This is a genomic window from Janthinobacterium sp. TPC_1 (assembly GCF_056037845.1).
This window is the reverse complement of sequence record NZ_CP195157.1, coordinates 1,821,187-1,847,560: the sequence shown is the minus strand read 5'-3', so window position 1 is coordinate 1,847,560 and position 26,374 is coordinate 1,821,187. Positions and strand designations below refer to the sequence as shown.

Below are 26,374 nucleotides of genomic sequence, written 5' to 3'. Positions count from 1 at the left end.
GTTTATCCGAATGCCAAGCCGATGCGTTCGCATAGCCGACGCATTGCCACGTGCCCTGCTGCATCGCATGCGCGGCGTGCCATGTGTGCAGTTCGCGCGGTGATTTCGCACCTGGCCAGCAGCGTTGCCAAGATGTCGACCTGCGGGAAACGCTGGGCGCCGGCCGCTGCCAATACGCCATCAATCAGATTGCGGGCGAACTGCTGCGCCTCCGGTGTCAGGTCATCCGGGCAGCCGTACAGCGCCTCAGCGGCGGCCAGCAGCATGCCGTCAGGCGTATTGGCGTCGGGTTCAATGGTCTTTATGCTCATGCTTCGACTTTCTGCCCGGTGGCCGGGCGATATGGTGTGATGGATTCCAGGGCTGTACGCAGGGTGCGCGCGCTGGGCGGGCCGGTAGCCGGCATGAACTCGCCGCGCTCGCTGTCCCAATGCTCGACGGGCTGGTCGGCCTCACGCTGGCGGGTGTAGTTGCCGGGCACGTCGTGGGCGGCCGGGCTGGTGCTGGCGCGTCGAACAGGTGCCGCGCGGGGCGGGCCTTTGGGCACCAGGTCACACTCGGGCACCGAGAACACCACTTCGGCGGGCTCAATGCTCGGCGCCGATGGGATGCCGGAAAAATTTCCCGCTTCTGCTTCGGCCTGGTGCTGCGCCAAACTGGCGGTCTGGAAATAATCGGGTGTCGACGCGGCGTCGATATCGGCCAGCGCGTTGGACGCGGCCAGGGCGCCCAGCGGCTTTTGTTCGCCAGTGGGCGGGTGGCGCTGGTCGGCGCAGGAGATGCGCTCAGATTTCAGCGCATCTCTGCTTGAAGCGGGCGGCCTGCTGGCGCTCGATGCCGCTGGCGCGCTGCCCGGCATGTGCGGGACTGGCCTGGCGCTGGTCGGCTGGATTGCCTGCTGGGTGCCGGTGCTACCGCTTGCAACTTGGTGCTGGAAATCGGTGGATTTGAGAGCCGCGACTTCGGCAACCCCTACACAGGATAGGGGTTGGTCGCTTTTCGGCATGCCGTCCGACGCGAACCCTATAGGCTTTGAACGTGCAACCCCTATAGGCTTCCGCTCAGGCTTACATGGCCGCGTCATGATGCCGACGAAGGTGTCGGCGCGCTTTGTCTTCGGCTGCACCGCTGGCATGGCGATGCCCAGCGCCAGCAAGAGCGGTTCCGGGTTGGCCTTGTGCGGTTCCAGTAACACGCGCAGCAACCCGCCCTGCAGTCCGCTATTCGCTTCAAGCACAGAAAGTGCTGCGTCTATTGCCTGCTGTCGGCGCGCGGCGCTGGGGCGTGCTGGCGCTGCCTGGCGCACTAGTCCGTAACGCTGCCCTACCTTCGCCTGAAAGTCGCCCTGCATCGCCATGATTTTCATGCGGTTGCCCATCAGCTCGCTGCCGCGCATCCGGCCGTCGACCAGCGGCAGCAGGACTACATGGCAGTGCGGTGCCGCTTCGTCGTTATGGACGATGGCACTGAGGATGGGCACGGAAAACCACTGCTCGGTCCATGCCAGGGCATCATCAAAGAATCCGCGCTGGTCGACGGCGGTGCCGGCTGGCAGGCTGAAAATGATTTCGAGACCGCGCAATGCATCTTTGCGCAGCGTGGCGATACCAGCGGCGGCCATGAGCGCGCGCGCCTCGCTGGCCACGCCGGCGGCGGTTGCCGTGCCGCGCAGGATGCAATTCAGCGGCGTGCGGCTCGGGTCGATGGCAGCGCCCTGGTTGCCGTCCAGTTCTGTCAATATCTCGCGCAGGTTGTGCTTAGCCGCTGTCACGATGATGGCCTTGCCCTTCAAACCTTTCATCCGCAAGAAATGCGCGTGTGTCATGCGCATCCCCGCGCTGCAACGCAGACCAGTAGCGTAGCCATCGCGGCAACAGGTGCCGGTGGTGGGCAGGAGGGCAGCGCCAGCAACAGACGCGTGCAAACAGTCTTCAGCATCAGTCACCCGCCAGCTTGTCGCGCGAGCGCATCCACGCATGAATAGCGCGGCGGCCAGTCTCGGCCAGGTGATAGACGCCGCGCCGGATGGGCTGGCCATCCCGGTCGTGGTCGGGAATCATTGTGCATGGCAGGCCGAACATGCCTAAACCCAAGTCGCGCAGCGCAGCAATCAGGGCCGGGCCATTGCTGCAGCCGGCAACACGGTCGAGATGCTCGCGCGGTACCGGACGCAGCAGGAGTGCATGCAGCGCGCGCAGATAGCGCGGGTTGTCTGTGCCAGCGAAGCGAACAGGTGTGGTAGAGTGCGCAGCAGGTACTGCTGTTTCAAAGAGGTCCGGTTCTGCTTGGCGGCGGCCGGACTTTTTCTTTGGGCGGTCGCCCGGTGGCGAGCGGTCCATCATGCCTCCGAGCTCAGCGCGCGGGCAACGCCGGCCAATGGCCACATCAACATTTTTCCGCGCTTGATGGGGCGCACGCCGTAGCACTCGCCGGTGAGACAGTGATTTTTCAGGACAGTCTGGGTGGCGCGGCACATGGCGTGCGCAAACTCGGCGGTGGTGATGTGGTCGCGTCGCGGCCTTGAGCGACGGCGGCCAGCGCCGGAGGAAGGGAAAACTGTTAGCATCTGATGCACTCCTGTGAGCCCGTTTTCACGGTATGAGTGCATCATTTCCGGCTTATTGATTTTCTCCGATAGAACGAACCGCTATTGACCGCTATCGAACGATACAGACCATTAGTGACCGCTATCGACCAACTTTTTGATCCGCTGACGCAATGCATCCTTGGAGAAATAAGCTACTTTCCCCTCCTTGTTATAAGCGATTCCTTCCGGGGCATCCACTTCGCCGGTAAAGGGTGGCGTAGCCGCCAAGGCCATCTCTGTCAATGCAGTCCACACAGCATGATAGTCATTGTTGCCTACGTTTTCACAAGCACGCGTAATCTCCGAATCAAGTAGGCGTATGCGCGTTTTTGTCCTATGGACTTTCGCCCCGAGGACCAGCTCAGGTGGAGGGATTACTTGGGTATCAGACTGAACCGTCGATGGTTCAATAACTTGCACTGATTCGCTTAGAGAGTTATGTGGATGCCCATATTGGCCTGGCTGCACACACAAAAGCAAGCTGGCAGATGTCACCATCCAGCATATAACCGCGCGCCATCGCCCACAACACGCCTTGGCGCGGCGTGAATGCCTGCGCTAACTCGCCAGCTTGCTGGGCAAGGGTAATTGCCCTCAATGCTGTGGCTGCGTTTCTGGTGCTGCCAGACATCGCAATAACACGCGCAACCTCTTCCCCGGACCAGTAGGGCATGTAGCTCAGTTCCCACTTTTCGAGGAACGCACGGGCATCAACTTTGGACGCACCATCAAAAGCCTCTGCAAACTCTGCATCATCATCTTCGTCGATGGCTTTTTGAATCAGTTCGGCGCTAATCGGATTTATGCCATCGGGTGTAAGCCAGTAAGCGAGGCTGGTGATAGTTTGCTGACCAGGGCCGTCGACGCGGATATAGTCTTTCGCTTCAAATTTTGGCATGTGCACCCCTTCAGGTGTCCGCCTTCATAAAATAGGTGCTGCAACCAGGTCGGTGAAGGAGCCGACTTTTCCCCCGCTAAAGGTAGGCTGCAGCGTAAATCGTGCCCGATACGGTCAGGCAGTCGATACTACTCGCAATCCTGCTGGCGCTGGTTGGAACTGGATTTCCGCTTGCTCCAACATCCACTCTTCTATTTTAACGTGCCATTTCCGCAGCAGGTCCAGTGGGCGGCGGATATAGTTCTGTTCGCGGACGCCCTGGGGCGCATGGCCTTGAATCTGCGCGGCGATGCCTGCCGGCGTCTCGGTCCACTCGCTCAATGTTGCGAAGCTGCGGCGCAGGCCGTGCAAGGTCAGGTGCGGCAAGCCGGCGGCGGCCACCGCCTCGTTATGGGCAATGCGAGGCTCGGCCAGCTTGCCCGACTCGGCGCTGGGGCTGCTGAATACCCACTCATTGCGGCGCGGCAGGGCGGCCAGCAGGTGCGCAACATAGGGCGTCAGCGGCACCATACGAAAATCCTCTACCTTGTCTCCCAGCTTCATGCTGCCCCACTGAAAATCGACGTCGGCCCAGCGCAGCCCAGCCACCTCTTCGCGGCGAGCCCCAATCATTAGCAGGGTTTGCAGGTAGGCCGCGATGACCGGATTGCCTATCTTGCGAACCTCACCGAACCATGCCTTGAGCTGCTCGCGCTGCAACAGGTCGTGCTTCACCTTCGGTTTGCCTAGTATTTCGCGCGCCTTGGCACTTTTGGCCGCGTTTCTGGTAACGATGCCGGAATAGTGCGGGTGGGCCGTGCACCAGTTCAAGAAGGCTTTCAACAGACGCATGGCCAGGCGCGCGCTGGACGGCCGCGTCTGAGCTTCGACTTTCGCCCAAGCCTCAATACGCGCATCGGTCAAGTCGACAAGGCGCTCGGCGGCGAGAACGGAAAGCGGCCCCGGCTTAGTCGGCTTGGGGCTGCGCTTGCGCCCTTCCCCGCCGGCCTGAATGATTTTTCGATGCGCAGAAATCTGATGCTCGCCCCAGTGTGGTGTACGCTCCGCAACATAAACAGGCCATACAGCGCCAAGGGTGACGGAGTCCCGCAACGCAGCGGCCGCTGTTTCGACCTTTACTGCCACCTGCGCTGCAACCTGTTCGGCGCGCACCTGGCGCGGGTCAATGCCCTGGTCGGTCTGCGCCTTATGGCGCGTGGCCTCCGCCTGGGCCTTGCCTACCGTCCATGTCCGGACATCGCCGATGGTGATGCGGATGGTTTTGCCCTCAAGGCGAGTTTCAAAGATGTAAGAACGCGCGCCGGCGGCGGTAACGCGAAGTCCCAAGCCTGGCGTTTTCGCGTCCCACATAATGCTCTGCTGCTTGCCGGCCTCGCATTGAAATACGGCCACCCGGTCGGCCGTGAAATTCACCTTCGCCACTTATCTGTTCTCCCCTGTGTAGGCGCCATGTAGGCACTGTGTAGGCAGATTCTATCAAACTAAGGGAAAGTATCGGCAAGTCCAGTCGCTGCCAATATGACAAAAATCGGCAATTCCCCCCTATGAGAGTGGCACTTTTCGACCTCAAAAGGAAACCATGGAAAACCAAAATCCCAGCGATTTGTAATCATCAGGTGGCCAGTTCGAAACCGGCAGTCGGCACCAATAAATTCAAGCACTTAGCCCAATCCTCAGGATTGGGCTTTTTGCTTTCTGGACGCCATCTCGCCGCTGGCCCGCCCGACCAGCAGTCCAACCACCTCGAAACGCCAGCTATACGTGTTCGCCATGACTGCGCAACGACCGCGACACACGCCCCGTTCGTTTTAAAAAAAACATCATTTCATAAATATCAATATGTTATAATTTAGCAACCAACCCCGTGGCTTTCCAATTCTCAGAAGGATCAAATGGCCCGTCCACTCATCGTACTTGGCGACAAGACCGATCATGGCGGCACCGTGATCAGCGCCGACATGACAGTCGATATCAACGGCAAGTACGTGGCCAGAATCGGCGACATGACCGTATGTCCGAAATGCAAGGGGACATTCCCGATCAACTCCGCCGCCGACGACCTGGTCGACGGATCAGGCAGGGGTTATGCCAGACACCTCGACACGACGGCCTGCGGCGCCAGGCTCATATCAGGACAGATCACGACGATCTGGCTGGACCAGTCCAGCATGGGCGAGCCGGCTGATGTGGACCCGGACGACGTGATGGAGGCTGCCGGCAAGATCGCCGTGAGTACCGAATCCGGCATTTGCCTCGAATGCTTGATGTCTGCGGCGGCCGCCGGCGCGACCACCGTTATCAGGGAGTAACAATGTTGCTTGACGTCACAGAACGCCTGAATCAACTTCAGCAACATCATTCCGCGCTGTGCCTGTACGCACTGGTCGACGGTGTTCAATATGAGACACACCGCCAAGCACGCCTGATGCAGGATGCGAGGCGCCATTCGCTGTTCACCGGCACACCCGATGCGGCGCTTGCGCATGCTGGCCCGTGGTTGGTCGACGTGGCGAGATCGACGCCTTCCTTTGTTGAGGATCTGGCCGTACTCGAGCACGAGGCGCCTTCTGTTACCTGGCTGTTCGCCGTACAGGACCTAGGTGGCCTGGCGCAACTGCTGCAATTACACTTGGAAACACGGCTACCGGACGGCCGCGCAGCGCTGCTGCGCTTTTGGGATCCGCGCGTGTTGGTGAAGCTGGCACAAATACTTGAGCCGGCACAGCGGGAAGCGATGTTTGGCCATATTCACGAATGGCACTTGTTGCTCGACAGCAAGCGGGCAATCATCGGGAGGCGCGATGCTGACGTTTAGCGAGGAGCAATGGCGTGCCGTCCAGACGGGCGACATGAGCGATTTCGTCATCGCAGTGGCGGACCAATTTTTGGCCAAACGTGCCGACATGGCAAGCCAGCCAGGCCGGGCGACCGTGATCGAGCGCATGCTGGCGGCGTACACCTGCGCCATTCGAATCGGTTTCAGGTCCACGCCGCATATCGTACATCTGATGTACCTGTCAGCCGACGCGCGCCCGGGATCCATGACGACCCGCTGGTCGATGCCTACCTGCGCAAGCCCGGCGCCACGCCGGAGCAGCGGTTCGACGAACTGATCGCGGTAATGGATAAAAAACTGGAAGGGGAGCAATAATGCCCGCGCTACCGATATTAGTTCTACCAGCAGTCGTGGAGAAAATTTTGTTAGCCTTGGGTGTCGCCGCCGCAGGAGCCGTGATCACGGACGAGGCATTGCGCAAACGCAAAAAAGAGGCAGAAGAAGCAAAAGACGCCCGCGTCACGCCCATTGCGCGTGCCGAGACGCGAAGCGAAGCCAAGGAAAGATGCCGTTGCCCGCCAGACAAGGGTATGCTTATGGCTGTTAAACACAGCATGTCACCAGCCGCGCGCGATTACCAAGCCCGGATTACTGGCTTCTTGATTGGCATGGAATGGGTGTTTGAAGGAAAGGACTTTGACGGCTTCCAATCCCGCCTGTGCTTGTTGCAGGAAGCAAAAGCAGATTATGACCAATTTTTCAAGGCAAGCGGCGGATTCAAATACGGCTTCCAAAAAGATATCTTCCAGAACATGGTGTTGAAACAGGCCACCGCTCAGTCCAACATTGTCAAGGATAACCCGCCAGCCTCGCTGTCATGGTACTTCCAAACGCCACTCGCTTACAAATACATGCGGCCCAGATTAGCTCGTTTCGGAATTACCACTTATTACATTCCATAATATTATGATAATAAACTCTTTGTTCAAACGCGATGCAGCGAACACATCCATTGCGTTCCGACCTACCGTCCAAAAAATCGCGACGATTGTCCGCTTCCTGCAAAAAACTGAGGCGTTTGGAAAGAATTGGTTTCTGTCGAAGGAGACAGAAGCAGAGTCATTTCTGTATCCGGTTTTCGATGCCTCGGGAGAACTCACCACAGCGGCCGAAGCCGTACTCGAGGCCGAGTTCAAGGGTGAGAGATTTCGATATCTCAGTGCCTGGAATGGCGAACTCGGAGACGGTGATGGCGCGAGTATTGCGCTTGGGTTCAGCGACAGTGACTGGCCATCTTGGAGTTTTGAGATTGACGGAGAATGCGAGTACGTTAAGCGCCTCGGTCTTGATGGATTGAAAGAGCTGCTGTCCATTATCGCGGGTTCCCTACGGCCGGTATTGATCACGGTTGCACGTAACGATTATTTTGAAAAACAAGTTTTCAAGGATCGTCCAGGTGTTGGCTGGATGTTGTACTTGCCGCGTATACTCACGGTCCAACAGGTGCCCGAGGCACGCGCTTTAGTGCCCGTGATGGCGATGGACGAGCAAGGTAAAGACAAGCAGATCGGCACCATCATCGTCAGCGTCACCGACGAGCCGTTCTCTGATGAGAACCCCGAGCACGTCAAGATTGCCAATGCCATTGAAATTCGCCTGGTCGATCAGGACTTGCTGCCTCGCTATGTCGATATTTAACGAAAGATAGCTCGTCCCGCTCGGCATGCGCGACGCATTGCTGCACCGCGCAATGACTATCAGCACATTTAGGCGCAAGATGAGCACGTGCCTGCGTAAAGCAGGCTCCCGATGTCTGGCTTGCCTACCTGGGGAAATATCATGTCCGCACACACTTACAAGCTGATCGAACTGGTCGGCACGTCCACCGAGAGCAGCGATCAGGCGATACGCGATGCCATTGCCAAGGCGGCGCTGACGGTCAAGCATATGGACTGGTATGCAGTGACGGAATCGCGCGGCCATATCGTCGATGGCAAGGTGGCGCACTTCCAGGTCACGCTCAAGGTCGGCTTCCGGCTGGAATAGCGCAAAGCGGCGCGTTCGTCACCGCCGCCCGGCTACTGCCCGGCTCTCCAGCCACTCCCGGCCGCCGGCCTCCAGCGCGGCCTCGATCACCTTTTCCGGCAAGCTGTAGACGGTCGCCCAGCTGGCGCGGCCATCTTGCGTATTCGCGGGAAAACTGTGCGTTTCAATCGGCCAGTGGTATTTGCGTTTCAGCGCTTTCACGATGGCGGCCAGCGAGACGCGGCCTTGCAGCGGTTCGGCGCCGGACTGGTCGCGGTTCGACAGCAGCACGGCCAGGACCTGGCCGCGGCCCGTGCGTGCGCCGGGGAAGGTGGGGGTTTTGTTTGCCATCGCCTATTTTACCGGGCAATGATCGGGCGAGAGGCGATGTGCCGCACCTTTGATATGGCGCAAGCGCCGCAGCGGCTTTGCGGCCACGATGGGCATGTCGCCAGGCGTGCCGGCGCCCTTCCGGCAGCCTGGGCTTGATACCAGGGGCACAGGAGAACATCATGCACAGCCTGAACATCCACGCCATGCAATGGCAGCCCGTCGCCGATATTTCCGCCGTCGATCCGCTGCGGCCCGACGACCTCGCCTGCTTTCGCGAGCTGCGCGACGTGCTGCAACGCTATGGCGCGCTCGACCGCTTCGGCATTTCCCTGATCCACCGCCATTTCGACATCGCCGACGACGAGGAACTGATGGAGTACACGGATGTGGAACAACGCACGCTGATAGTGAAACCTGTCAAGAAAAGCGACATCGACTGGGAACGCACGACGATTACCAACTGGAAATTGACGGAAGAGGAGGAAGTGGCGCGCATCGGTTGCGGTTGCGCACGCAATTCGGGTGGCCACCTGGGCTATCACCGCGCCACCTGAGGCGCCCCCGCCGCCTTCCGCCAAGCGGCGTCGGCCTTTCTTACACTTTGCCCTATCCAGTTCAGTCCGCTTTGCACAAATCGTTGATTCCATGGGCTTTTTTTGTGTGGCATGCAAACTGCTTATCCCTGTCTACGAGATGAATTCAGGCAAGTCATCCTGGATTCCTCATCCCCGGATTTTCCGAGACTGACCACGATAAGAGGCTGCGATGAACGTCGATCACACACGAAGCAAGACCTTGGGCTGGCTGGGCGCACTGGCGGCGGCAAGCCTGCTGGCCAGCGGCCAGGCGCAGGCCGGCGCATACGGCCTGGCCGTCAACGAGTTGAACAATTTCCGCATCACCACCAGCGCCGGCGCGCTGTCGCTGGCCGGCGCCAACCGCAATGCCAGCGACAGCGCCTTCTTTGAAGGCGGCGTGGCCGTCAATCCGCGTGCCGTCAATACGGGACCGGCCGCCAACGCCGACGTGCAGCAGGTATGTTCGGGCGGCGGCTGCAGCGGCTTGCCGCAGAACCACTACGCCCCGAGCGCCAGTTCCACCCTGGAGTTCGCGCGCGGCGATGCGCATGCCTTCGGCAACATGCTCAATGGCGGCGCCACCGTACGCGCCGTCTCGGAAGCGCAGCGCAACACGGTCGGCGCCGCCTCATCCACGGCCGGCGACACGCTCACCGGCTCCGTCAACCTGACCCTGTCGAGCGCCGGCTTCATCACCTTCAGCTTCATGGGACGGCGCGACCTGCGCACCAGCGTGACGACCATGGGCGACAAGTCGAACGTGTCGATCATGGATATCTTCAATATCTCGTGCAATGCCGCCAGCCCAGCAGGCTGCCTGTCGAACGCGAATGCCGATGGCGTGATCTTCCAGTTCGCGCCCGATGGCAATGCCGGCAATGGCAGCGACGTCAACGGCAACCATGGCGCCGGCAGCCTCGACCCCTTCAGCCTGAACATGACGACCGGCACCAACGATCCCGCCACCGGACGCGCCTTCACGAATGACTTCGCGCTGTTTTCCCTGACCTCGAATTTCGCCCTGCCCGCCGGCAGCTATACCCTGAATTTTTCCAAGTCCACGCGCACCGATATCGTCGTCATCGACCCACTGGTCGTGCCGGAGCCTGGCACCCTGTTCCTGCTGGGCCTGGGACTGGCCGGCCTGGCCTTCACGCGCCGCCGCCAGCCGCAATAAACACCGGCATGCCAACAACACGCGGCGCCCGCCAAGGCGCCGCGTGTTGTTTCATGCCAGCCAAGGCGTGTTAACCGAGCCGCGCCAGCGCCTGGCGCGCCAGTTGCAGCTGCTGCAGATAATAGCGGTGCAGTATGGCAGGGTCGCTCAGGTCGTGCCCCAGTATCAGCCGCAGTTCGCTGGCAGGGCAGTCGGCGGCCTGGATCTGCACCTGGGCCTTCACCTGCGTGCCCAGCTGGCGGGCCAGCTGGCGCGCCGCCTGCTCTTGCGCGGGCCGGTATTCGACGCGCGTGCGCGCCACCTGGAAGCTGATTTCATTGGCCAGGCGCACCACTTGCACGGGCGCGCCAGCCAGGCTGCGCGCCAGCGCGGCAGCCATGCCCGGCACGCCGTTGCCATTCACAATTTCCAGGCGCGGACGCGGCACGGCAGCCGCCGTCACGGTCCACGCCGGGGCGGCAACGGGCGCGCCGCGCGCCGCTGCCGGCACGCGCCGCAAGCGGGCCATGCCGTCGCCTTGCGTGATCTCGATGCGCGCCATGGCGGGCGCCTCCTGCGGCGGCGCGGGCGCGGGCACGCCCTGCGGCGGCGCTTCAGCGCGCAACAAGGCCAGGTCGCGCCGCAGGTCGTGTTCCTGCAAGCTGGCCGCCTGGCGCCGCATGACGGCCGCGCGCTCATGCTGTCCCAGGCGTTCGAGCACCTGCGCCAGGTGCTGCCAGGCCAGCGCATTGAGCGGATCGAGCAGACACGCCTGTTCCAGCGCAGTCAACGCCAGCGCATTGCGCCCGCTCAGATAATAGGCACGGCCGAGATTGCTGAACAGATATGCCTGCTGCGGCCGCGGCGTGCCCGCCTCCTGCGTCAAGGCCAGCCAATGGGCGATGGCGGCAGTGTGCTCGCCGCGCTGCGCGTGCAGCACGGCCAGGCCGTTGCGCGCATTCACGTGGCGCGGCGCATGGCGCAGCGCTTGTTCATAGGCCGCTTGCGCGGCGGGCAGGTTGCCAGCGTCAAAATACTGGCGTCCCGCGACGTAGGCGGCATCGGCGTCGGGCGGCAGCGGCGGCGCGTGCGCCGTATGGCTGGCGCAGGCGCCCAGGCCAAGACAGGCGCAGGCGGCGGCCAGGCGGGAAAGCGTCAGCGCATGGTGACTCCTTTCAGCGGTTGGCCATGGCCGGCACGAGCACGCGATAGACTTCGATCACGGCCGGCCCCATGAGTACCAGCATGAGGGTGGGAAAGACGCAAAAAATCAGCGGGAACAGCAGTTTTAACGCGATCTTCGCTGCCGCCTCCTCGGCCAGCAGGCTGCGCTTGCCGCGCAGGTTTTCCGAATGCACGCGCAGCGAATCGCCCATGCTGGTGCCGAAGCGCTCCGACTGGATCAGCATGGCGACCAGGGTGTCGACGTCTTCCACGCCGCTGCGCAGGGCCAGGTTGCGCAGCGCCTTTTCCTTGGAAAAGCCGGCGCGCATTTCCATCAGCACCAGTTGCAATTCCTGCGCCAGCACCACGCTTTTGATGTGGATTTCGCCCGACACCTTCACCAGCGCGCGCTCCAGGCTCAGGCCCGCTTCCACGCACACGGTCAGCAAGTCGAGCGCGTCGGGGATGTTTTCGAAGATGTCGCGCTGGCGCCGCTTGGCCGTGCTGGCCAGCACCAGGTTCGGCAGGTAATAGCCGACGGTGGCGCCGACGCACAGCAGCAACAGCAGCACACGCTGCGCAGCTGCGCCGCCATGGCGCTGGCCGCATACAGGCCCAGCACGCTAGGGAATAGCAGGGCCAGCACGGTTTTCGCGGCGAAGTACAGGGCCGGCGCGCTGGCCTGGCGCCAGCCCGCGTTCATGAAGCGCGTGCGCAGCGGCGAGCGCTCCCAGCCCTCTTCCGGCAGCGACAATTTGCTGAACGGCTGCGCCACGCGCGCCACGCGCTCCACCCAGCCGTTTTCCACCACCGCGTCGCTGGCGGCCGGCGCCATGGAACCGAACAGGCGCTGGCGCAGGGCGCCGGGAAAGAAGATCAGCCACGCCAGCAGGGCCAGCGCCACCACCACGGCGAAGACGATCAACAGGAACAGCAATTGTGCACCGCTCATGCCACCTCCGGTTTTATATCCTGATGCGGATCACATTGCGCATCCAGACGACACCCAATGCCACCATGCCGGCCGCGTACCACAGCAGTTTTATGCCGCTCGGATCGGTCCACAGCAGGCGGATGTATTGCGGGTTGACCAGCGCCATGACGCCGATCATCACCACCGGCATCAGTCCCAGCACCCAGGCCGACATGCGTCCCTCGGCCGACAGCACGCGCACCTGCCCCAGCAGCTTCAGACGGGCGCGGATGATGCGCGCGATGCTGACCAGCACCTCGGCCAGATTGCCCCCCGATTCGCGCTGCACCAGCACGGCGATGACGAGGTAGCGCAAGTCCGTCAGCGGAATGCGCGCGGCCAGGTTTTGCAGCGCCTCGTTCATCGGCACGCCGTAATTGATCTCCTCGTGCGCCATCTTGAATTCGCCGCTGATCGGCTCATTGAGTTCATCGCCCACCATCTGCAGCACATTCGAAAACGAGTGCCCGGCGCGCAGCGCGCGGGCCAGGAAATCGGCCGCTTCCGGCAATTGCGCCTCGATCTTCTTCAGCCGCGCCGCGCGCGCGCGCAGCAGCACCACCATGTACGGCCCGCCGCCCGCCACCCCCAGCAGCAGCAAGGCGCCCGGCAGCGGCATGGGCCAGATGGCCAGCCACAGCAGCGCCAGCAGCAGCAAGCCGCCCGCGCCGCCGAGGAATTGCGCCACCGACCACGACAAGCCCGATTGCAGCAGCAGGTGGTCCAGCCGCGCCATGTGCGGCATGCGCCGCAGCAGCCGCTCCAGGCCGGGCGAACGCGCATAGCGGCGCTGCTTGAGGATGGAGACCCGCTCGCCGCCCGCTTCGCCGCGCGCCGCCATCAGCTGCAAGCGCCGGTTGATGCGCCGCGCCGCGCTGCCGTGCGTGCCCGACCACCACAGCCAGGCGCCTTCCACCATCAGGATGCAGGCGGCGAACAGCAGCACGGCGAAGCCGTAGAAGACCAGATCCATGATGCGTCCCCCCTCTATTCGTAGATGCGGTCCGGGTCAAAGACGCTGTCCGGAACCGGCGCGCCAAACATGCGCAGGCGCTCAGTGAAGCGGGGCCGCACGCCCGTGGCGCAAAAGTGGCCGAGCACCTTGCCCGCGGCATCGACGCCCGTCTGCTCGAAACGGAAGATTTCATGCATGGCGATGATGTCGCCTTCCATGCCCGTCACTTCCTGCAGGCTGACCAGCTTGCGCGCGCCGTCCGTCAGGCGCGACACCTGCATCACCACCGTCACGGCCGAGCAGATCTGCTGGCGCGTGGCACGCGGCGTCAGGTTCACGCTGGCCATGCCGACCATGTTTTCCAGCCGTGCCAGCGCATCCCTCGCCGTGTTCGAGTGGATGGTCGCCAGCGACCCTTCATGGCCCGTGTTCATCGCCTGCAGCATGTCGAGCGCCTCTGCGCCGCGCACCTCGCCCAGGATGATGCGGTCGGGCCGCATGCGCAGCGCATTGCGCACCAGCGCCCGCTGGCTTACTTCCCCCTTGCCTTCGATATTCGGCGGGCGCGTTTCCAGGCGCACCACGTGCGGCTGGCGCAGCGCCAGTTCGGCCGCATCCTCGATGGTGACGATGCGCTCGCTGCCGGGAATGAAGCCGGACAGCACGTTGAGCAGGGTCGTCTTGCCGCTGCCCGTGCCACCCGAGATCAGGATGTTGACCTTGGCCTGCCCCAGCGCCTGCAGCACCTGCACCATGGGCGGCGTCAGGCTTTTATAGTCGAGCAGGTTGGCGATCGTCAAAGGCTGCACGGCAAAGCGCCGGATCGACAGGATCGGCCCGTCGACGGCCAGCGGCGGGATGATGGCGTTGACCCTGGAGCCATCCGGCAGGCGCGCGTCGACCATCGGGCTCGATTCGTCGACGCGCCGTCCCACGCGCGAGACGATCTTTTCGATGATCTTCATCAGGTGCGCATTGTCGTGGAAGGTCACGTCCGTCAGCTGCAGCCGCCCGCCGCGCTCCACGTACACCTTGTCGCAGGTATTGACGAGGATGTCGGACACGCTGGCGTCGGCCAGCAACGGTTCCAGCGGACCAAAGCCCAGCATCTCGTGCTGGATGTCGAGCACCAGGCTATGCCGCTCGTGCTGGTTCAGCACGATGCGCTCTTCCTCGATCACGCGCTGCACCAGCAGCGCCAGCTCGTGCTTGAACTGCTCGGCCGTCAGGCGTTTCAGGCGTTCCAGGTCGATACGGTCGAGTATCGTCTGGTGCATGGTCTTTTTCAGTTCCTGGTAGGCGTGCAGCGCCAGCGCGCCTTGTCCATTCGTGGCGGGGCGCACCGTTTCATTTGCCGCCAGGCGTTCGCGTAAGGTCATCTCGGCTCCCATGATGGCTCCCGGCGGGAGCCTTGACACAATTCAGCTGCCGCCCCGTCAAGCCTCGCTGCGGCTGAACAGGCGGTCGAACAGGCCGCGGCTTTCCGTCACGCGGCGTGCCGTCACCAGTTCCACCAGCTCGGCCAGGCTGCGCGCCACGGCGCTGGTGCGCGACAGCTGCAGCAGCGGGATGCCCTGGTTGACGGAATCGGTGGCGGCGATGTAATCGTTGGGCACCGTGTGCACCACTTCGGCGCCCAGCGCCTGCTCCAGGTCCGCCAGGCGCAGCCGCCCGCCCTTTTCATAGCGGTTGACGATCAGGCGCAAACGCTCGCCCGGGTAGCCGAGCGAGCGGAAGATGTCGAGCAGGCGCCGGCCGTCGCGGATGTCGGGCAAGGCCAGCTGCAGCACCGGATAGATGGTGTCGGCGTTGTCGAGCGCGCGCAGCGACAGCGCATCGATCTGGCGTCCCACGTCGAGCACGATGTAGTCGTAGTGCTGGCGCGCCACGGCCAGGATGCGGTCCATGTGCTCGGGCTGCATGTCGACCTTGTGCGCGGGGTCGTCGGCCGCCGCCAGCACGCCAAAGTTCGGCGTCACGTGCACCAGGCACGAGGCGAGAAAGGCGCCGTCCATGCGCGCGATCTGGGCGCAGATGTCGGACAGGGTCATGGCCGGCTCTGGTCCGAGACATACAAAGTGGCGTCGCCGAACTGGCCGTGCAGGTCGATCAGCAGCACCTTGCAGCCGGCCAGGCTGGCCAGCGCGTAGGAAAAATTCGTCGATAAAAAAGTGGCGCCGCTGCCGCCCTTGCAAGAGATAAAGGCGAGCACTTTGCCGTCGCGCATCTGCGTCACGCCGGCCTGGATATCGACCCGGTCCATCGCCTCGTGGAAGGCCTTGTGCACCAGCGGCAGCTGCAGCACTTCGCGCATGCCGGCGCGCATGGCGCGGATCAGCACATCCTGCTGCTGGCCCCGCGTGAGCAGCATCAGCACGGCCAGCGGATACTGGCGCGCCAGGCGCTCGAGCAGGTCGGCCTCGTCGGCATCGATGCCGCTGGCGTCGACGATCACCAGCTCGGGCGCTTCGGGCTGCATGCGCTCGACGGCGTCGCGCAAGCCGCTGCGCCGCTCCAGCAGCCGCAGCACGGGCATGCGGGCCGCGCCTTGCGCCGCGATTTCGTCGTGCAAGCTGGCGTCGCGGGTAATCATCAAGGCTTTCATCGCCCCTCCTTCATTCAAGGCAATACATTCGGCTGCGCCAGCAGAGCGGCGCTCATGGACAAAAACCGGGATTGTCCGGATAACCCAGCGACTCGGCCACCGCCATGGTGATCCCGCTGGGCAAACGTATGGCGCCTGCGCCGGAGGGGAACATCACGCCCAGCAACGGCAAAATGGGCCGGTACGGCACGCTCTCGCAGCGCGTGCCGACACCCGGCTGGCACAGGCGCGCGCGCACGAAGCGGATGCAGCTGGCGCCATGCGGATCGTTCAGGCAATTGATGCGGTTGCGTTGCGGGCAGCCCGGCATCACCGTCACCGGCACCGCCGCCAGCGCGGCGCCACCGCTGTCCTCCGACAAATAATCGATGCGCACATGCGCGTCGCCGAGGCCGCCGCCCAGCGGCAGCGCACCCGGTGTGGCGCGCAGCACGGCTTGCGTGCGCACGGCTGCAAGGCTGCGGCATTGCTGAAATCGGTGACGGCGGCAGCGCGCGCCGCGCGCCGGGTGATTTCATGCACCATGTTCCACACGTACACGGCACGCGCCATTTCCAGCATGGCGAACAGGAAGAGGAAGAACAGCAGCGCCAGCATGGCGAACTCGACGGCGAAAACGCCGCCCTGGCGCTGCCGGCGTGGAGGCGGGTTAATTGACATAGCGCAAGGTCGCATTCGCACGCAAGGGGATGGACGCCAGCTGCGGCAGCCACGCGCGCGTCAGGTCAGGCAGAAAGCCGGTGGGTATTTCCATGGTGACCTTGACGCGCACCTGCAGCGGCGCCTTCGGATAACTGCCGCAGTTATAGAAATCGTCGGCATAGATGCAATCGAGGCTGACGCTGAGCGCTTTCATGTGCGGCGCCGTTTCGACCATCGCATCGAGCACCAGCTGACGGGCAAAATCGCTGTGCTGCACGATAGCATCGCCGTTGGCCATCTGCGACAGCGGCAAGGTCGCCAGGTAGCGCGCCGCGTCATGCGCGCCCTTCTGCAAGGCCGTATAGGCGAAGAACGCGCGACCGAACAGCAGCACGAAGGGCAGCAGCGCCATGAAAAACAGCAGGATCAGCGCCAGCTCGATGGCGGCGACTCCACCCTGGCGGCGCGCCGCGCGGCAGGGCGGCCTCATTGCAGCAGCTCCGCGGGACCGGCCAGCGTGCCCTCGGCCGCCAGGCCGTCAAATTCGGCGCTCAGCACGCCATTGCTGGCCGGCGCCGTCATGAAGAAGCGGCCGATGCCCCGCACCTGGGCCAGCACGTCGCTGCCGGCCGGCACGGGACAGGCCAGCAGGGGAATGTGCAGCAGGCGGCGCTGCGCCACGCCCGTGTTACTGGTCGGCGCCGTCTGGTAGGCTGGCGTCAGGTATGGCGATTTATCGGTCGGATAATTGGACTTGGCGGCCGGCGCCGCCGGCGTAGCGGGATACAGCTTGGGCCAGTCGCTGGTGGCAAACGGCAGATAACCGCCGGCCGGCTTCGGGCTGCTGTATTTCACCGCCCTGGCAAACGACCATAGCGGGCCATAACTGCCGACGCTGGGTGGCGTGGCGTTCGATTCCGGATCGGCCACGGACAACAGCGGGTTGCCCGTGCTCAGGGCGCTGGGCGCATCGGGCGTGTTCGTCATCCACCAGTTCGCGGCCGTGTTCGGGTAGGCGCGGATATTCGTGTCGGGCGGCGCCACGACAGGATCGCAGCCGCTGCCCGCATGCTGGTTGAAGCGCGCGTTGAAGGCCGGCCACATGGTGGCGGGAAACGGCCGGTGCACGTGCACCTGGGCGCTGCCGATGCGCGGATACAGCACCATGCCGCTGCAGACAAACGGCAACACGCTCGCGTCGCTGACCTGCAGCGACGACCCCACCACGCCCGGCTGGCCCAGCGGATTGAGCACGAAATGTTCGGCCCCCGGGCCGTGCGGATTGAGCTTCAACAGGTTATACGCCACGCCGCGGCGAAAACCATATTCCAGCAGCTCGACGGCCGGCAGCAATGCCGTATTCGTGCGCGGACTGGCCGCACTGGACGACAAGGCACAGATGGCCAGCGGCATCAGGCGCAGGCTGGTATGGCCCGCCACGGCACGCGCGCCCGTGTCCAGGGTGCGCAGCGCGGGCGACCAGGCACCGAGGAAGGCCGTCGCCACCCGCCCCAGCGATGGGTCATTGGCCTGCGTATCGACGCGCACGAACAGCGCCGTGGCGGGATCGGGCACACTGCCCGCCGCATGCCATGCGCTGGCGGGCGCGTCGGGCGCACTGGCGAAGCGGATGCTGGCATCCGACAGGACGGCGCCCTCCATGCGGCGGCGCCAGGCGCTGCGGTCGGCCGCACTGTGCTTGGCTTTGTCCACGGCAGCGAGCAAGCCTTCGGGCGTGCCCACCAGTTCCGCCGCCGCCGCCATCGCCGCGTTGTCGGCCAGGTTCTGCAATTCCGTCTTGCGGCGGCCGATGACTTGCCCCACGTCCAGCGCCAGGCCGACAAAGCCCAGCACCAGGATGAGCAGGACGGCAAAGGCGATCAGCATCGCCCCGCGCTGGCCCTGGCGTCTACTTGCCATTGCCGCCTCCGAGCATGAATTGCACGGGCTGGGGCGCCTGGCCGTTCGGTTCCGCAAACGAGGCGCGGTAGCGCTGCATGACGGCGTGCGCGCTGGCGCCGTCGAGGCCATCGGCCGGCGTGCGATTGACGGCGCCGGCCGGCTCGCGCACCTGCTGCGCCATGGCCAGGCGCACGGCGTCGCCGAAGCGCTCGTCCAGCCGCGGCGTGCTGCCGTGCGTGCAGGCGGCCAGCAGCAGCGCCGCCAGCAGCGCCGCCAGGCGCCGCAACGTCATCAGGAGCGAATTCGGCATGGCGTGTCTCCCCGTCTCATTTCAACTCGAAACCGTTGGCCGCGCGCGGCGGCGGCACGGACGGCGGCGCCAGCGTCCCTTCCATCTTGCCGTGCAACATCAGATCCGTGCGCGAGGGCGGCGCCAGCTGCGCCGTCGGCAGCACGGCATCGGCCGGCAAGGGTTTCACCAGGTGCGCGGTAATGACGAACAGCAATTCCGTGCGGTCATGCTGGAAATCCGTGCTGCGAAACAGCGCGCCGAGGATCGGCAGCTCGCTGAGCCAGGGCACGCCCGTGATGTTGCTCACCTGGTTGTTCTTGATCAAGCCGCCGATGGCATAGCTCTGGCCGTCGTACAGCTGCACCGTGGTCGAGGCGCGCCGCGTGGTGATGACGGGCAAAATCGAGCGTCCGCTGACGCCGGCGGCGGAAATACCCACGCCCTCGCGCGACAGTTCCGACACTTCCGGCGCCACCTTCAGGTTGATGCGCCCGCCCGACAGCACGGTCGGGGTAAAACGCAGGCCGACGCCGTATTCGCGCTCTTCCAGGGTGATCTTGTTGTTGTCCTGGCCGACGGGAATGAAGATCTTGCCGCCGGCCAGAAAACTGCCCTCCGGGCCGCTGATCGCCATCACCGTCGGCTCAGCCAGGATGCGCACCAGGCCATCCTGTTTCTGCGCCTCGATGGTCAGCTGCTGGCCATTCGACTTGCGCACGTCGAGCAAGCCGTTCGCCGTGCCGCTGAGGAAATTCGACAGCAAGGTGGTGGCCCAGCTGCCGGAGGCGAAGCGCAGGGTGGCGCCCACTTCCAGCCGCTCCAGCAAGGACTTCGACACTTCGGCGATCTGCACGGCCAGCATCACCTGCTGCGGCGCGCTGACGTCGAGCATATTGATGACGCGGCTGTTCGCGCTGCCCGCGCCGCCGGGCGCGGCGGCCGCCAGCGGCAAGGCCGTGCCATCGGCCGGCTTGGGCAGCGCCAGCGCGTGCGTAGCGCGGCGCACATACGCGTGCGCCAGCTCGACGGCGCGCAGCACGGCGCCCGCATCCTGCACCGTGCCCGACAGCACCAGGGTATCGGCCACGGCCGTCACGCGGATGGCTTTTTCTTCCGGCATCAGGGCCGCCAGGGTCGTTTGCAGGCCGGCCGGATCCATGCTGACGCTGACGTTCACCACGCTGCACACGCCGCTTCTGCCCTGGATGATCATATTCGTGCTGCCCACGTCGACGCCGACCACATATAAGGTGTCGGGCGCCACCAGCATGGCTTGCAGCACGGCCGGGTTGCCGACGCTGCGGGCGAGCACGGCCTCGGGCAGGCGCAGCATGCTCGACTTGCCCACCTGCAGCTGCAAGTTGCCGGGCGTAGCCGCGTCACCGCCGCAGCGCGGGCCAGGATCGGCCGCCGCGCCGGCAAGTGGCAACAGCAGGCAGCACAGTGTCAGCAGGGCGCGGTTCATGAGCGTGTCCATGGTTGGCTAAAAACATTCGCGCGACTGGCGCGTCCCGTCGATAACGCCGCTGCACTGGCGCTTTGCTTCCTGCGGCGCCTTCGCCACGCGCACCGGGCGCGGCGCGGCGGCCGGCACGGGCGCGGCGGCCGGAGCGGGCTCGGCGGCTTCGTGCGGCCCGCCCAGCAGGGTCAGCTTGGTGGCGCCTTCCGTCACGCCCGGCTGCGGGTCGACCTGGTTGCGCAGCACCAGCGACAGGCTGCCCACGCTGCGCGCCAGATCCAGGTTTTCCGCCTGTTCCGGCGTCACTTCCAGGGTCACGGCATTGACCACGCGCGGCTTGGTCTCGTCGCGCCCCACTTCCTGCGCCACGGCCAGCACGAGGATGCGTTCGAGGACGATCTTGGAAATGTTGCGGCTTTGCGGAAACGCGCGGTCGCCGGCATCCTGCTGGGTGCTGACGATGATGTCGACATAGTTGCCCGGCAAGGCGAAGCCGGCCACGCCGATCACATCGTTGACGCGCACGGTGATGGCGCGCCGCCCTTCCGTGATCAGGGCCGACAGGCCGCCCAGGGTGCCCACGGGCGCCAGCTTGGCTTCGCTCAGCGGCTCGCCTCGCAGCACGCTCGTTTTCAGCACCCGTCCCGCCAGTTTCGCCGGGTCTTGCAGCGCGCCCTGCGGCAAGCTTTCGGCCGGCCACTCGGCCAGGCGCAGCATGTCCGGCGTCAGGCGCTGGCCCAGGTTGACATCGCTGGCGGCGACGACGATCTTGCCCTTGCCGGCCGGCGTCTGGCGCAGCAGCCAGTGCGATGCCAGCAGCACGGCCAGCAAGCCCAGCACGACTGCCAGGCCCATCATCAGAATGGCGCGCCGGTTCTTCATGCGATGCGCTCGCACAGGCTGGCGGCCGGCATGTCGCAGCTGGCAAACAGGCTGCTCCAGGCTTGCTCCAGGGCGCCCACCGTCAGGCGCGCTTCGCTGCCGGCAAAGCCAGCAAAGTCGCCTATGCGCGCCAGCAATTCCTGCGGATAGCTGGCCAGCAAGGGCCGCCCCTGCGCGCCATGCAGCTGCAGCAGATGGTTCAGGGCCGGCTCGTCGATGGCCATGCCGGCCAGGCGGCATTGCTGACGGAACAAGGCACGATAGGCGCTCTCGGTCAGCGGCCCCACCTGCACCTTGTAGCCGATGCGGCGCAGCAAGGCGGCGTCAAACAGCTCGCCCGGAGGTACATTCGTGGCCAGCACGAGGGCATTGTCGAAGGGCACGCTAACCTGCACGCCGCCGGGCAGGCCCAGCTGGTCGCTGCCGCGCGCCAGCGGCTGCATCAGCCGCGTCAGCAGTTCTTGCGCGCCCAGGCGCTGGCGGCCCAGGTCGTCGATGATCAGCATGCCGTTGTTGGCCCGCACATGGGGCGGCGCCTGGTAGCAGCCGCCGCTGGCGTCATGCCGCAATTCCAGCGTGCCGGCGTCGAGCTCGGCGCCCACGTGGATCACGGGACGCTGGCACAGCACCCAGCGGATGTCCGTGCTGCGCCGCTCCAGCGCCTGGCGCGCATGGCTGACATGCTGCGGCGCGGGCGGCAGATGCTGCGCCGGATCGTACAATTGAATGATGTCCTGGCCGACGATGATGGCGTAGGGCACGGCCACCAGCCCCGTGCAGCAATTGTCCCAGCTGCAGCGCCAGGGTCGACTTGCCGCTGCCGGGCGGACCGTACAGCAGCAGCGAGCGTCCCGAATGCAGGGCCGCGCCGACCACGTCGAGCATGCCCGGGCCCGCATGGGCGCCGCCCAGCACGGCGACCAGGTCGTCGCTGCCGACGCGCTGTTCCTGCGCCAGCCACGACTGGCGCGCCACCATGGCGCGGTACGCTTCCAGGGTGACGGGCGCGGCGCCAATATACGCGCAGCGTTCGAGGAAGGCGCTGGCGCGCTGCTTGCCGGCGCCCGTCAACTGGTACTGCACGTCGATATCGGATTCGCCGCGCCAGGCCACCTCGGCCATCTGCTCCGTCACCATGAAATCGAGCACTTCGCGCAAGACATTGATCGACAGACGCAAGCGCGTCGTCAGGGCGGACAGATGCGTCTTGCCGCCCACAAACATCAGCTTGGCGATCAGTTCGACCACCAGCGGCCGCTCCAGTCCCGTTTCACGCAAGCTCTTCGGCTGCGGCGGCAAGGGCGGCATCAGGTTCGCGTCGGCAGGGCGCGGCGCACTCTCGGTGCTCATGGAATAGTCGACCTCGGTCATGCTGCATCTCCAAGCCGGTTAGGACTGCATTGAACAGAATTCATTCTAGCGAGCGGGGACTGGCGCCCATTGATCAAGAGCAATGAATGACAATCAGAAATAATGCCGCCCTTGCACCAGCAGGCAACCGAGGGCGATGGCCAGGCCGTACGGCATGTTGCCCACGCTGGCACCGCTGCCCCGTGCGTTTGGCGCCAGGGGAATGCCGGCCATGCGCGCGATCATCGGCCACAGCAGTTGGCGCAGATTGCCCAGGCAGGCGCGCCACTTGCCCTGCCAGGTGATCATCAGCACGGCCATCAGGCCGCCCAGCACAAACGTGGCGAAACAGATCTGCAGCACGGGCCAGGGGCCGGCAAAGGCGCCCGCCATGGCGATCAGCTTGACGTCGCCGGCGGCCATGCCGCGCAGCACGTACAGAGGTAAAAACAGGAAAAAGCCCGTGGCCATGCCGCCCAGCCACAGCGACGGCACGCTTTGCGGCCACAGCCACAAATGCAGGGCCAGCGCGGTGAGGATGCCGGACAACACCACACCATTCGGTATCTTGCGGCGGATCAAATCACTGACGGCGGCGGCCGTCACAAAACACAACAACAGCAGGTCGCACAAGGCAGTTGCAGGCATGGCATACCTCCCGAAAAAAAACCCGCTGCCGGCCGGCCAGCAGCGGGCACCCGCTTAGGGCGTCAACACCAGGTTCGACGAAATGTCGGTGAGGACGGCCAGCAAGTTGGTCTTGATCAGCAAGAAACCGGCCGTGATGGCGGTAGCCATCAAGGCCGCAATCAAGCCGTATTCGATTGCCGTAATGCCATCCTCATCCTTGACAAACTGCTGTACTGCCGACAGGAAGGTATGCATGACAAGCTCCCAAAAGTGAATCACAAGTCCCTGGCGCAATCGGGTGTGAAACATTGCCCATTCCTGCTAATATGTTTCCTGCCGTAAATTTCTGCGCCATTGCATTGACTATAAAGCGTCTACGTTTTGGCAAATTGACGCGCCACAAGTTTCCATATGGAAATTATCAAACCCTGTTGAAATGACGACTGGCGCAAACAAATGTTGCGATCAGGATTGAAAGTCTGCGTCAGGGCAAGTTTTTTGCAACGCGCTGCCCTAATCTCATGTATTTACATGAAATATTGCATACGTTAATTGCCTATTAGGCAAAAAGACATTATCCTGCTTAGCTCTTCTTTGGAAAGGCCTCTCGCCCGGCGGTACAGAGCGTCATGCCACCAAATAAATCTTGGCTTCTTGTAGACGGACGCGAACATGCTCTTGCTTGATGCAATGCTGCTATGACGACACTTGTGTGACTACTTTCCAGAGAACGACAATGGATTCCCTACTGAAACACATGGTGGATATGACCGGGCACCGCGACCACACGATGCTCGACATCTCCGTGATCTCGGCGGTCCAGGAACTCGCTTCCGCGTCGCAGACCCGTGTGCTGGCCCTGACCAGCGTGCGTGGCCAGGTGTTCGTGCGGTCGCGGGCCATCATCGTGGCGGGCAGCGTTGCCCGCATGGAAGACAATGCCGATCCTGCGCTGCCGGGTGAACCGCTGTCGGAGTACCCGGCCCTGGCCGCCTGCATCGCGCGCCACGAGGCGAGCGCCGACACCCTGTGCGCCGACGGCCGCCACCTGCTATGGCTGCCCATCTGGATCGGCGACCAGGTCACCACCTGCCTGGAAATCACCAACCCCACGCCCTACACGGGCGCCACCATCCAGGTGATCGGCGGCATCGTCAGCGTGTACCGCAATTTCCAGAACCTGCTCGACTACAGCGAACGCGATTCGCTCACCGGCTTGTTGAATCGCAAGACCTTCGACGACCAGCTGGCGAAAATCCTGCAAAGCCGCGGCGAACCGGAAGCGGAAAGGCCGCGTCCCGTCGAGGAAGAGCGGCGCCACCATACGGATACGGAACGGCAATGGCTGGCCGTGATCGACGTCGACCATTTTAAATTGGTCAACGATAAATTCGGCCACCTGTATGGCGATGAAGTGCTGATCCTGATCGCCAACCAGCTGCAATCGTCGTTCCGCTCGCAAGACCGCATCTTCCGCTTCGGCGGCGAGGAATTCGTCGTGCTGCTGCGCTCGATCACCCTGGAAAATGCGCAGAAAATCATCGACCGCTTCCGCACCAATGTCGAAGCGCACGACTTCCCGCAAGTGGGCCGAGTCACCGTCAGCGTGGGCTTCGTCAGCATCAACGCCTACGAAGCGCCCGTCATCATCCTCGGCCGCGCCGACCAGGCCTTGTATTACGCCAAGAGCCATGGCCGCAACCTGGCTTGCCACTATGACGAGCTGGTCGCCAAGGGCTTGCTTACCACTATCGCCTCGAACGATACGGCGGAATTTTTCTGATCACCTGAGAAAACGTCCATCGCGGCGTTGCAGGCGCTCGCCGTACTGGTCGTACTGTCTTCGCGCCTGCGCCTTGCCCTGAACGTTTTTCAGGCGCTCTCAGTCAAAAACAAAAAACCTGATCAGGCATCCGCGAGGGAGAGAAAGCGCATGGGATCGACCTGCCACCTGGCAGCCGACTCATGGCCGACGATCTTGTCGGCGCCGCCGAAGCCGAAGCCGCGCGACAGGTCGACCGTTTCGGGCTTGATGTAGGTCTTGCTTTTCGTACTGAAAAACACGTTCACTTTCGGCGCCAGCAGATTGCTCTCGTGCGCCTCGACGACGACGGCCAGGCGGCCCGATTCCAGCATCACCATGGTGCCCACCGGATAGATGCCCACGCAGCGCATGAAATCCTGCGCAAACACGGGGTTGAAGTGGAATTTGCTCCATTCATAGATCTTGCGCAGGGCTTCGGCGGCCGCGATGCCCTTGTGGTAGCTGCGGTCCGACGTCAGCAGCGCGTCATACACATCGACGATGGCGGCCATCTGCGCCAGCTCGCTGATGGCGTCGCCGGCCAGCTGGTCCGGGTAGCCGCTGCCGTCGCGCCGCTCATGGTGATGCAGGGCGATGTCGAGGGGAATCGCGCCCAGCTCGGGCGACTGGCGCAGGATGTCGTAGCCGTCGCGCGGATGGCGCTTGATCAGGGCGAATTCTTCCGGCGTCAATGGACCGGGCTTGTTCAGGACGCTGTCGGGCACCAGGGCCTTGCCCGTGTCGTGCAGCAAGCCACCGAGGCCGGCCTGGTGCGTGGTGGCCGCATCGATGCCGCGCGAGCGGCAAAACGCCACCAGCAGCGCGCACACGCTGACGGAATGCAAAAAGGTGTAGTCATCCTTGGTCTTGATGCGCAGCAAGCCGACGAGGGCGCCGGGATTGCGCAGGATCGATTCGGTAATATCTTGCACCGTGTGCTGCACACGGTCGAGCTCGACGGCCTTGCCCAGGCGCACATCGGCCATCACCGTGCGCCAGGCTCGCTGCCTGCCGGCGCACCTGCGTGGCGCGGGCCAGTTCCATGCCCAGCGACACGCGCGTGACCACTGGCGGCGCCGCCGCGGCGATCTGCACCAGTTCGCGCTCGGTCTCGGCGCGCGCCTGCGCCACGGTGGGCGCGTCCTGCACGTCGAGGCCCTTGCCGCTGTCGATCACCACGTCGTGAATGCCGGCCTGCACGATCTTGCGGATTTCCTCGTCGCTGCGCAACAGGAAACGGTTACGCACGAAGGGATGCGTCATCCAGTCGCAGCTGAGGTCATGAATGTACATGCCCACTTTTAATTGAGACGAATCAACTTTCTTGAGCATGCTGTCATCCCACAAATACGCGTCTGGAGCA

At 63.8% G+C, this 26,374-nt stretch carries 33 protein-coding genes and 2 pseudogenes; 10 read left to right on the top strand and 25 right to left on the bottom strand.

Features of this window, described 5'->3' with window-relative positions:
• Positions 1–2: 2 nt before the first annotated feature.
• From ACQVLG_RS08995 to ACQVLG_RS08970, 6 genes are all read right to left on the bottom strand, one after another.
• On the bottom strand, positions 3–311 hold the full coding sequence (locus tag ACQVLG_RS08995) for a hypothetical protein (protein WP_474294076.1): 309 nt from the start codon (positions 309–311) through the stop codon (positions 3–5).
• On the bottom strand, positions 308–1,825 hold the full coding sequence (locus ACQVLG_RS08990) for a plasmid recombination protein (RefSeq protein WP_474294074.1): 1,518 nt from the start codon (positions 1,823–1,825) through the stop codon (positions 308–310). The genes ACQVLG_RS08995 and ACQVLG_RS08990 overlap by 4 nt, the downstream gene beginning before the upstream one ends.
• A gap of 112 nt (positions 1,826–1,937) precedes the next feature.
• Positions 1,938–2,342, bottom strand: coding sequence for a hypothetical protein (locus tag ACQVLG_RS08985; protein WP_465049481.1), 405 nt, complete (start codon positions 2,340–2,342; stop codon positions 1,938–1,940).
• A 335-nt stretch (positions 2,343–2,677) separates the two neighbouring features.
• Complete coding sequence (locus ACQVLG_RS08980; RefSeq protein WP_474294072.1) at positions 2,678–2,815, bottom strand: hypothetical protein; 138 nt, start codon at positions 2,813–2,815, stop codon at positions 2,678–2,680.
• Positions 2,816–3,023: 208 nt separating this feature from the next.
• Positions 3,024–3,485: a hypothetical protein gene (locus ACQVLG_RS08975; RefSeq protein ID WP_474294070.1), complete on the bottom strand. Its 462-nt coding sequence runs from the start codon at positions 3,483–3,485 to the stop codon at positions 3,024–3,026.
• A gap of 114 nt (positions 3,486–3,599) precedes the next feature.
• The gene (locus ACQVLG_RS08970) at positions 3,600–4,907 is read right to left on the bottom strand and encodes a tyrosine-type recombinase/integrase (protein WP_465049477.1); all 1,308 of its coding nucleotides are present in this window, start codon (positions 4,905–4,907) and stop codon (positions 3,600–3,602) included.
• Between the two features lie 470 nt (positions 4,908–5,377).
• On the opposite strand from ACQVLG_RS08970, the gene ACQVLG_RS08965 reads away from it, so the two are divergent.
• The 6 genes from ACQVLG_RS08965 to ACQVLG_RS08940 all read left to right on the top strand — a co-directional run bounded on the left by ACQVLG_RS08965 (position 5,378) and on the right by ACQVLG_RS08940 (position 8,307).
• Positions 5,378–5,794: a PAAR domain-containing protein gene (locus tag ACQVLG_RS08965; RefSeq protein WP_474294068.1), complete on the top strand. Its 417-nt coding sequence runs from the start codon at positions 5,378–5,380 to the stop codon at positions 5,792–5,794.
• A gap of 2 nt (positions 5,795–5,796) precedes the next feature.
• The gene (locus ACQVLG_RS08960; RefSeq protein WP_474294066.1) at positions 5,797–6,300 is read left to right on the top strand and encodes a DUF4123 domain-containing protein; all 504 of its coding nucleotides are present in this window, start codon (positions 5,797–5,799) and stop codon (positions 6,298–6,300) included.
• Positions 6,287–6,598 (top strand): hypothetical protein, encoded by a 312-nt coding sequence (locus ACQVLG_RS08955; RefSeq protein WP_474294064.1) that lies wholly within the window; start codon positions 6,287–6,289, stop codon positions 6,596–6,598. The genes ACQVLG_RS08960 and ACQVLG_RS08955 overlap by 14 nt, the downstream gene beginning before the upstream one ends.
• Positions 6,599–6,635: 37 nt before the next feature.
• The gene (locus ACQVLG_RS08950; protein ID WP_474294062.1) at positions 6,636–7,223 is read left to right on the top strand and encodes a Tox-REase-5 domain-containing protein; all 588 of its coding nucleotides are present in this window, start codon (positions 6,636–6,638) and stop codon (positions 7,221–7,223) included.
• Positions 7,224–7,242: 19 nt separating this feature from the next.
• Positions 7,243–7,959: an immunity 52 family protein gene (locus ACQVLG_RS08945; RefSeq protein ID WP_474294060.1), complete on the top strand. Its 717-nt coding sequence runs from the start codon at positions 7,243–7,245 to the stop codon at positions 7,957–7,959.
• 141 nt (positions 7,960–8,100) lie between these two features.
• Entirely contained in the window at positions 8,101–8,307 is a 207-nt protein-coding gene (locus tag ACQVLG_RS08940) for a dodecin (protein ID WP_092798646.1), read from the top strand.
• A gap of 18 nt (positions 8,308–8,325) precedes the next feature.
• On the opposite strand, the gene ACQVLG_RS08935 is transcribed toward ACQVLG_RS08940, so the two are convergent.
• Positions 8,326–8,637: a hypothetical protein gene (locus tag ACQVLG_RS08935; protein ID WP_070289468.1), complete on the bottom strand. Its 312-nt coding sequence runs from the start codon at positions 8,635–8,637 to the stop codon at positions 8,326–8,328.
• Positions 8,638–8,798: 161 nt separating this feature from the next.
• On the opposite strand from ACQVLG_RS08935, the gene ACQVLG_RS08930 reads away from it, so the two are divergent.
• Positions 8,799–9,173, top strand: coding sequence for a hypothetical protein (locus ACQVLG_RS08930; protein WP_474294057.1), 375 nt, complete (start codon positions 8,799–8,801; stop codon positions 9,171–9,173).
• A gap of 211 nt (positions 9,174–9,384) precedes the next feature.
• A complete protein-coding gene (locus tag ACQVLG_RS08925) occupies positions 9,385–10,374 on the top strand; it encodes an EDSAP-1 family PEP-CTERM protein (RefSeq protein ID WP_474294055.1) in 990 nt (329 codons plus the stop codon).
• A gap of 70 nt (positions 10,375–10,444) precedes the next feature.
• Here the strand turns inward: ACQVLG_RS08925 and ACQVLG_RS08920 are convergent, their stop codons facing one another.
• From ACQVLG_RS08920 to ACQVLG_RS08890, 7 genes and pseudogenes are all read right to left on the bottom strand, one after another.
• Positions 10,445–11,431, bottom strand: coding sequence for a LytR C-terminal domain-containing protein (locus tag ACQVLG_RS08920; RefSeq protein ID WP_474295589.1), 987 nt, complete (start codon positions 11,429–11,431; stop codon positions 10,445–10,447).
• A 97-nt stretch (positions 11,432–11,528) separates the two neighbouring features.
• Positions 11,529–12,469: pseudogene (locus ACQVLG_RS08915) on the bottom strand (type II secretion system F family protein).
• A gap of 13 nt (positions 12,470–12,482) precedes the next feature.
• Positions 12,483–13,463 (bottom strand): type II secretion system F family protein, encoded by a 981-nt coding sequence (locus tag ACQVLG_RS08910; protein ID WP_474294053.1) that lies wholly within the window; start codon positions 13,461–13,463, stop codon positions 12,483–12,485.
• Between the two features lie 14 nt (positions 13,464–13,477).
• The gene (locus ACQVLG_RS08905; protein ID WP_077408925.1) at positions 13,478–14,824 is read right to left on the bottom strand and encodes a TadA family conjugal transfer-associated ATPase; all 1,347 of its coding nucleotides are present in this window, start codon (positions 14,822–14,824) and stop codon (positions 13,478–13,480) included.
• 57 nt (positions 14,825–14,881) lie between these two features.
• A pseudogene (locus ACQVLG_RS08900) lies at positions 14,882–16,050 on the bottom strand (CpaE/TadZ family protein).
• A 52-nt stretch (positions 16,051–16,102) separates the two neighbouring features.
• Positions 16,103–16,426, bottom strand: coding sequence for a hypothetical protein (locus ACQVLG_RS08895; RefSeq protein ID WP_474294051.1), 324 nt, complete (start codon positions 16,424–16,426; stop codon positions 16,103–16,105).
• Positions 16,366–16,611 carry a hypothetical protein gene (locus ACQVLG_RS08890; protein WP_474295587.1) on the bottom strand — a complete coding sequence of 82 codons (246 nt, stop codon included), beginning with the start codon at positions 16,609–16,611 and terminating at the stop codon, positions 16,366–16,368. Before ACQVLG_RS08890 ends, ACQVLG_RS08895 begins: the two co-directional genes overlap by 61 nt.
• Here ACQVLG_RS08890 and ACQVLG_RS08885 point away from each other — a divergent pair.
• A complete protein-coding gene (locus ACQVLG_RS08885; protein ID WP_474295927.1) occupies positions 16,567–16,707 on the top strand; it encodes a hypothetical protein in 141 nt (46 codons plus the stop codon). The two genes, ACQVLG_RS08890 and ACQVLG_RS08885, sit on opposite strands and share 45 nt — an antisense overlap.
• On the opposite strand, the gene ACQVLG_RS08880 is transcribed toward ACQVLG_RS08885, so the two are convergent.
• From ACQVLG_RS08880 to ACQVLG_RS08840, 9 genes are all read right to left on the bottom strand, one after another.
• The gene (locus ACQVLG_RS08880) at positions 16,700–17,182 is read right to left on the bottom strand and encodes a TadE/TadG family type IV pilus assembly protein (protein WP_230540245.1); all 483 of its coding nucleotides are present in this window, start codon (positions 17,180–17,182) and stop codon (positions 16,700–16,702) included. The two genes, ACQVLG_RS08885 and ACQVLG_RS08880, sit on opposite strands and share 8 nt — an antisense overlap.
• Positions 17,179–18,612, bottom strand: coding sequence for a pilus assembly protein TadG-related protein (locus ACQVLG_RS08875; protein WP_474294049.1), 1,434 nt, complete (start codon positions 18,610–18,612; stop codon positions 17,179–17,181). Before ACQVLG_RS08875 ends, ACQVLG_RS08880 begins: the two co-directional genes overlap by 4 nt.
• Positions 18,602–18,904: a hypothetical protein gene (locus ACQVLG_RS08870; RefSeq protein WP_474294047.1), complete on the bottom strand. Its 303-nt coding sequence runs from the start codon at positions 18,902–18,904 to the stop codon at positions 18,602–18,604. The genes ACQVLG_RS08875 and ACQVLG_RS08870 overlap by 11 nt, the downstream gene beginning before the upstream one ends.
• A gap of 16 nt (positions 18,905–18,920) precedes the next feature.
• The gene (locus ACQVLG_RS08865; protein WP_474294045.1) at positions 18,921–20,351 is read right to left on the bottom strand and encodes a type II and III secretion system protein family protein; all 1,431 of its coding nucleotides are present in this window, start codon (positions 20,349–20,351) and stop codon (positions 18,921–18,923) included.
• 18 nt (positions 20,352–20,369) lie between these two features.
• Complete coding sequence (cpaB, locus tag ACQVLG_RS08860) at positions 20,370–21,227, bottom strand: Flp pilus assembly protein CpaB (protein ID WP_474294043.1); 858 nt, start codon at positions 21,225–21,227, stop codon at positions 20,370–20,372.
• The gene (locus ACQVLG_RS08855; RefSeq protein ID WP_474294041.1) at positions 21,224–21,838 is read right to left on the bottom strand and encodes a P-loop NTPase family protein; all 615 of its coding nucleotides are present in this window, start codon (positions 21,836–21,838) and stop codon (positions 21,224–21,226) included. Before ACQVLG_RS08855 ends, cpaB begins: the two co-directional genes overlap by 4 nt.
• Positions 21,786–22,598, bottom strand: coding sequence for an ATP-binding protein (locus tag ACQVLG_RS08850; protein ID WP_474294039.1), 813 nt, complete (start codon positions 22,596–22,598; stop codon positions 21,786–21,788). Before ACQVLG_RS08850 ends, ACQVLG_RS08855 begins: the two co-directional genes overlap by 53 nt.
• A gap of 93 nt (positions 22,599–22,691) precedes the next feature.
• Positions 22,692–23,225, bottom strand: coding sequence for an A24 family peptidase (locus tag ACQVLG_RS08845; protein WP_474294037.1), 534 nt, complete (start codon positions 23,223–23,225; stop codon positions 22,692–22,694).
• 54 nt (positions 23,226–23,279) lie between these two features.
• Positions 23,280–23,462 carry a Flp family type IVb pilin gene (locus ACQVLG_RS08840; protein ID WP_034752975.1) on the bottom strand — a complete coding sequence of 61 codons (183 nt, stop codon included), beginning with the start codon at positions 23,460–23,462 and terminating at the stop codon, positions 23,280–23,282.
• 481 nt (positions 23,463–23,943) lie between these two features.
• Between ACQVLG_RS08840 and ACQVLG_RS08835 the strand changes: the two genes are divergently transcribed.
• Positions 23,944–24,990, top strand: coding sequence for a GGDEF domain-containing protein (locus ACQVLG_RS08835; protein WP_474294034.1), 1,047 nt, complete (start codon positions 23,944–23,946; stop codon positions 24,988–24,990).
• Between the two features lie 122 nt (positions 24,991–25,112).
• Here the strand turns inward: ACQVLG_RS08835 and ACQVLG_RS08830 are convergent, their stop codons facing one another.
• Together ACQVLG_RS08830 and ACQVLG_RS08825 are read right to left on the bottom strand one after the other, a co-directional pair.
• A complete protein-coding gene (locus ACQVLG_RS08830) occupies positions 25,113–25,826 on the bottom strand; it encodes an HD-GYP domain-containing protein (protein ID WP_474295586.1) in 714 nt (237 codons plus the stop codon).
• A gap of 40 nt (positions 25,827–25,866) precedes the next feature.
• Positions 25,867–26,304: a DUF3391 domain-containing protein gene (locus tag ACQVLG_RS08825; protein ID WP_474294032.1), complete on the bottom strand. Its 438-nt coding sequence runs from the start codon at positions 26,302–26,304 to the stop codon at positions 25,867–25,869.
• Between the last annotated feature and the right edge of the window lie 70 nt (positions 26,305–26,374).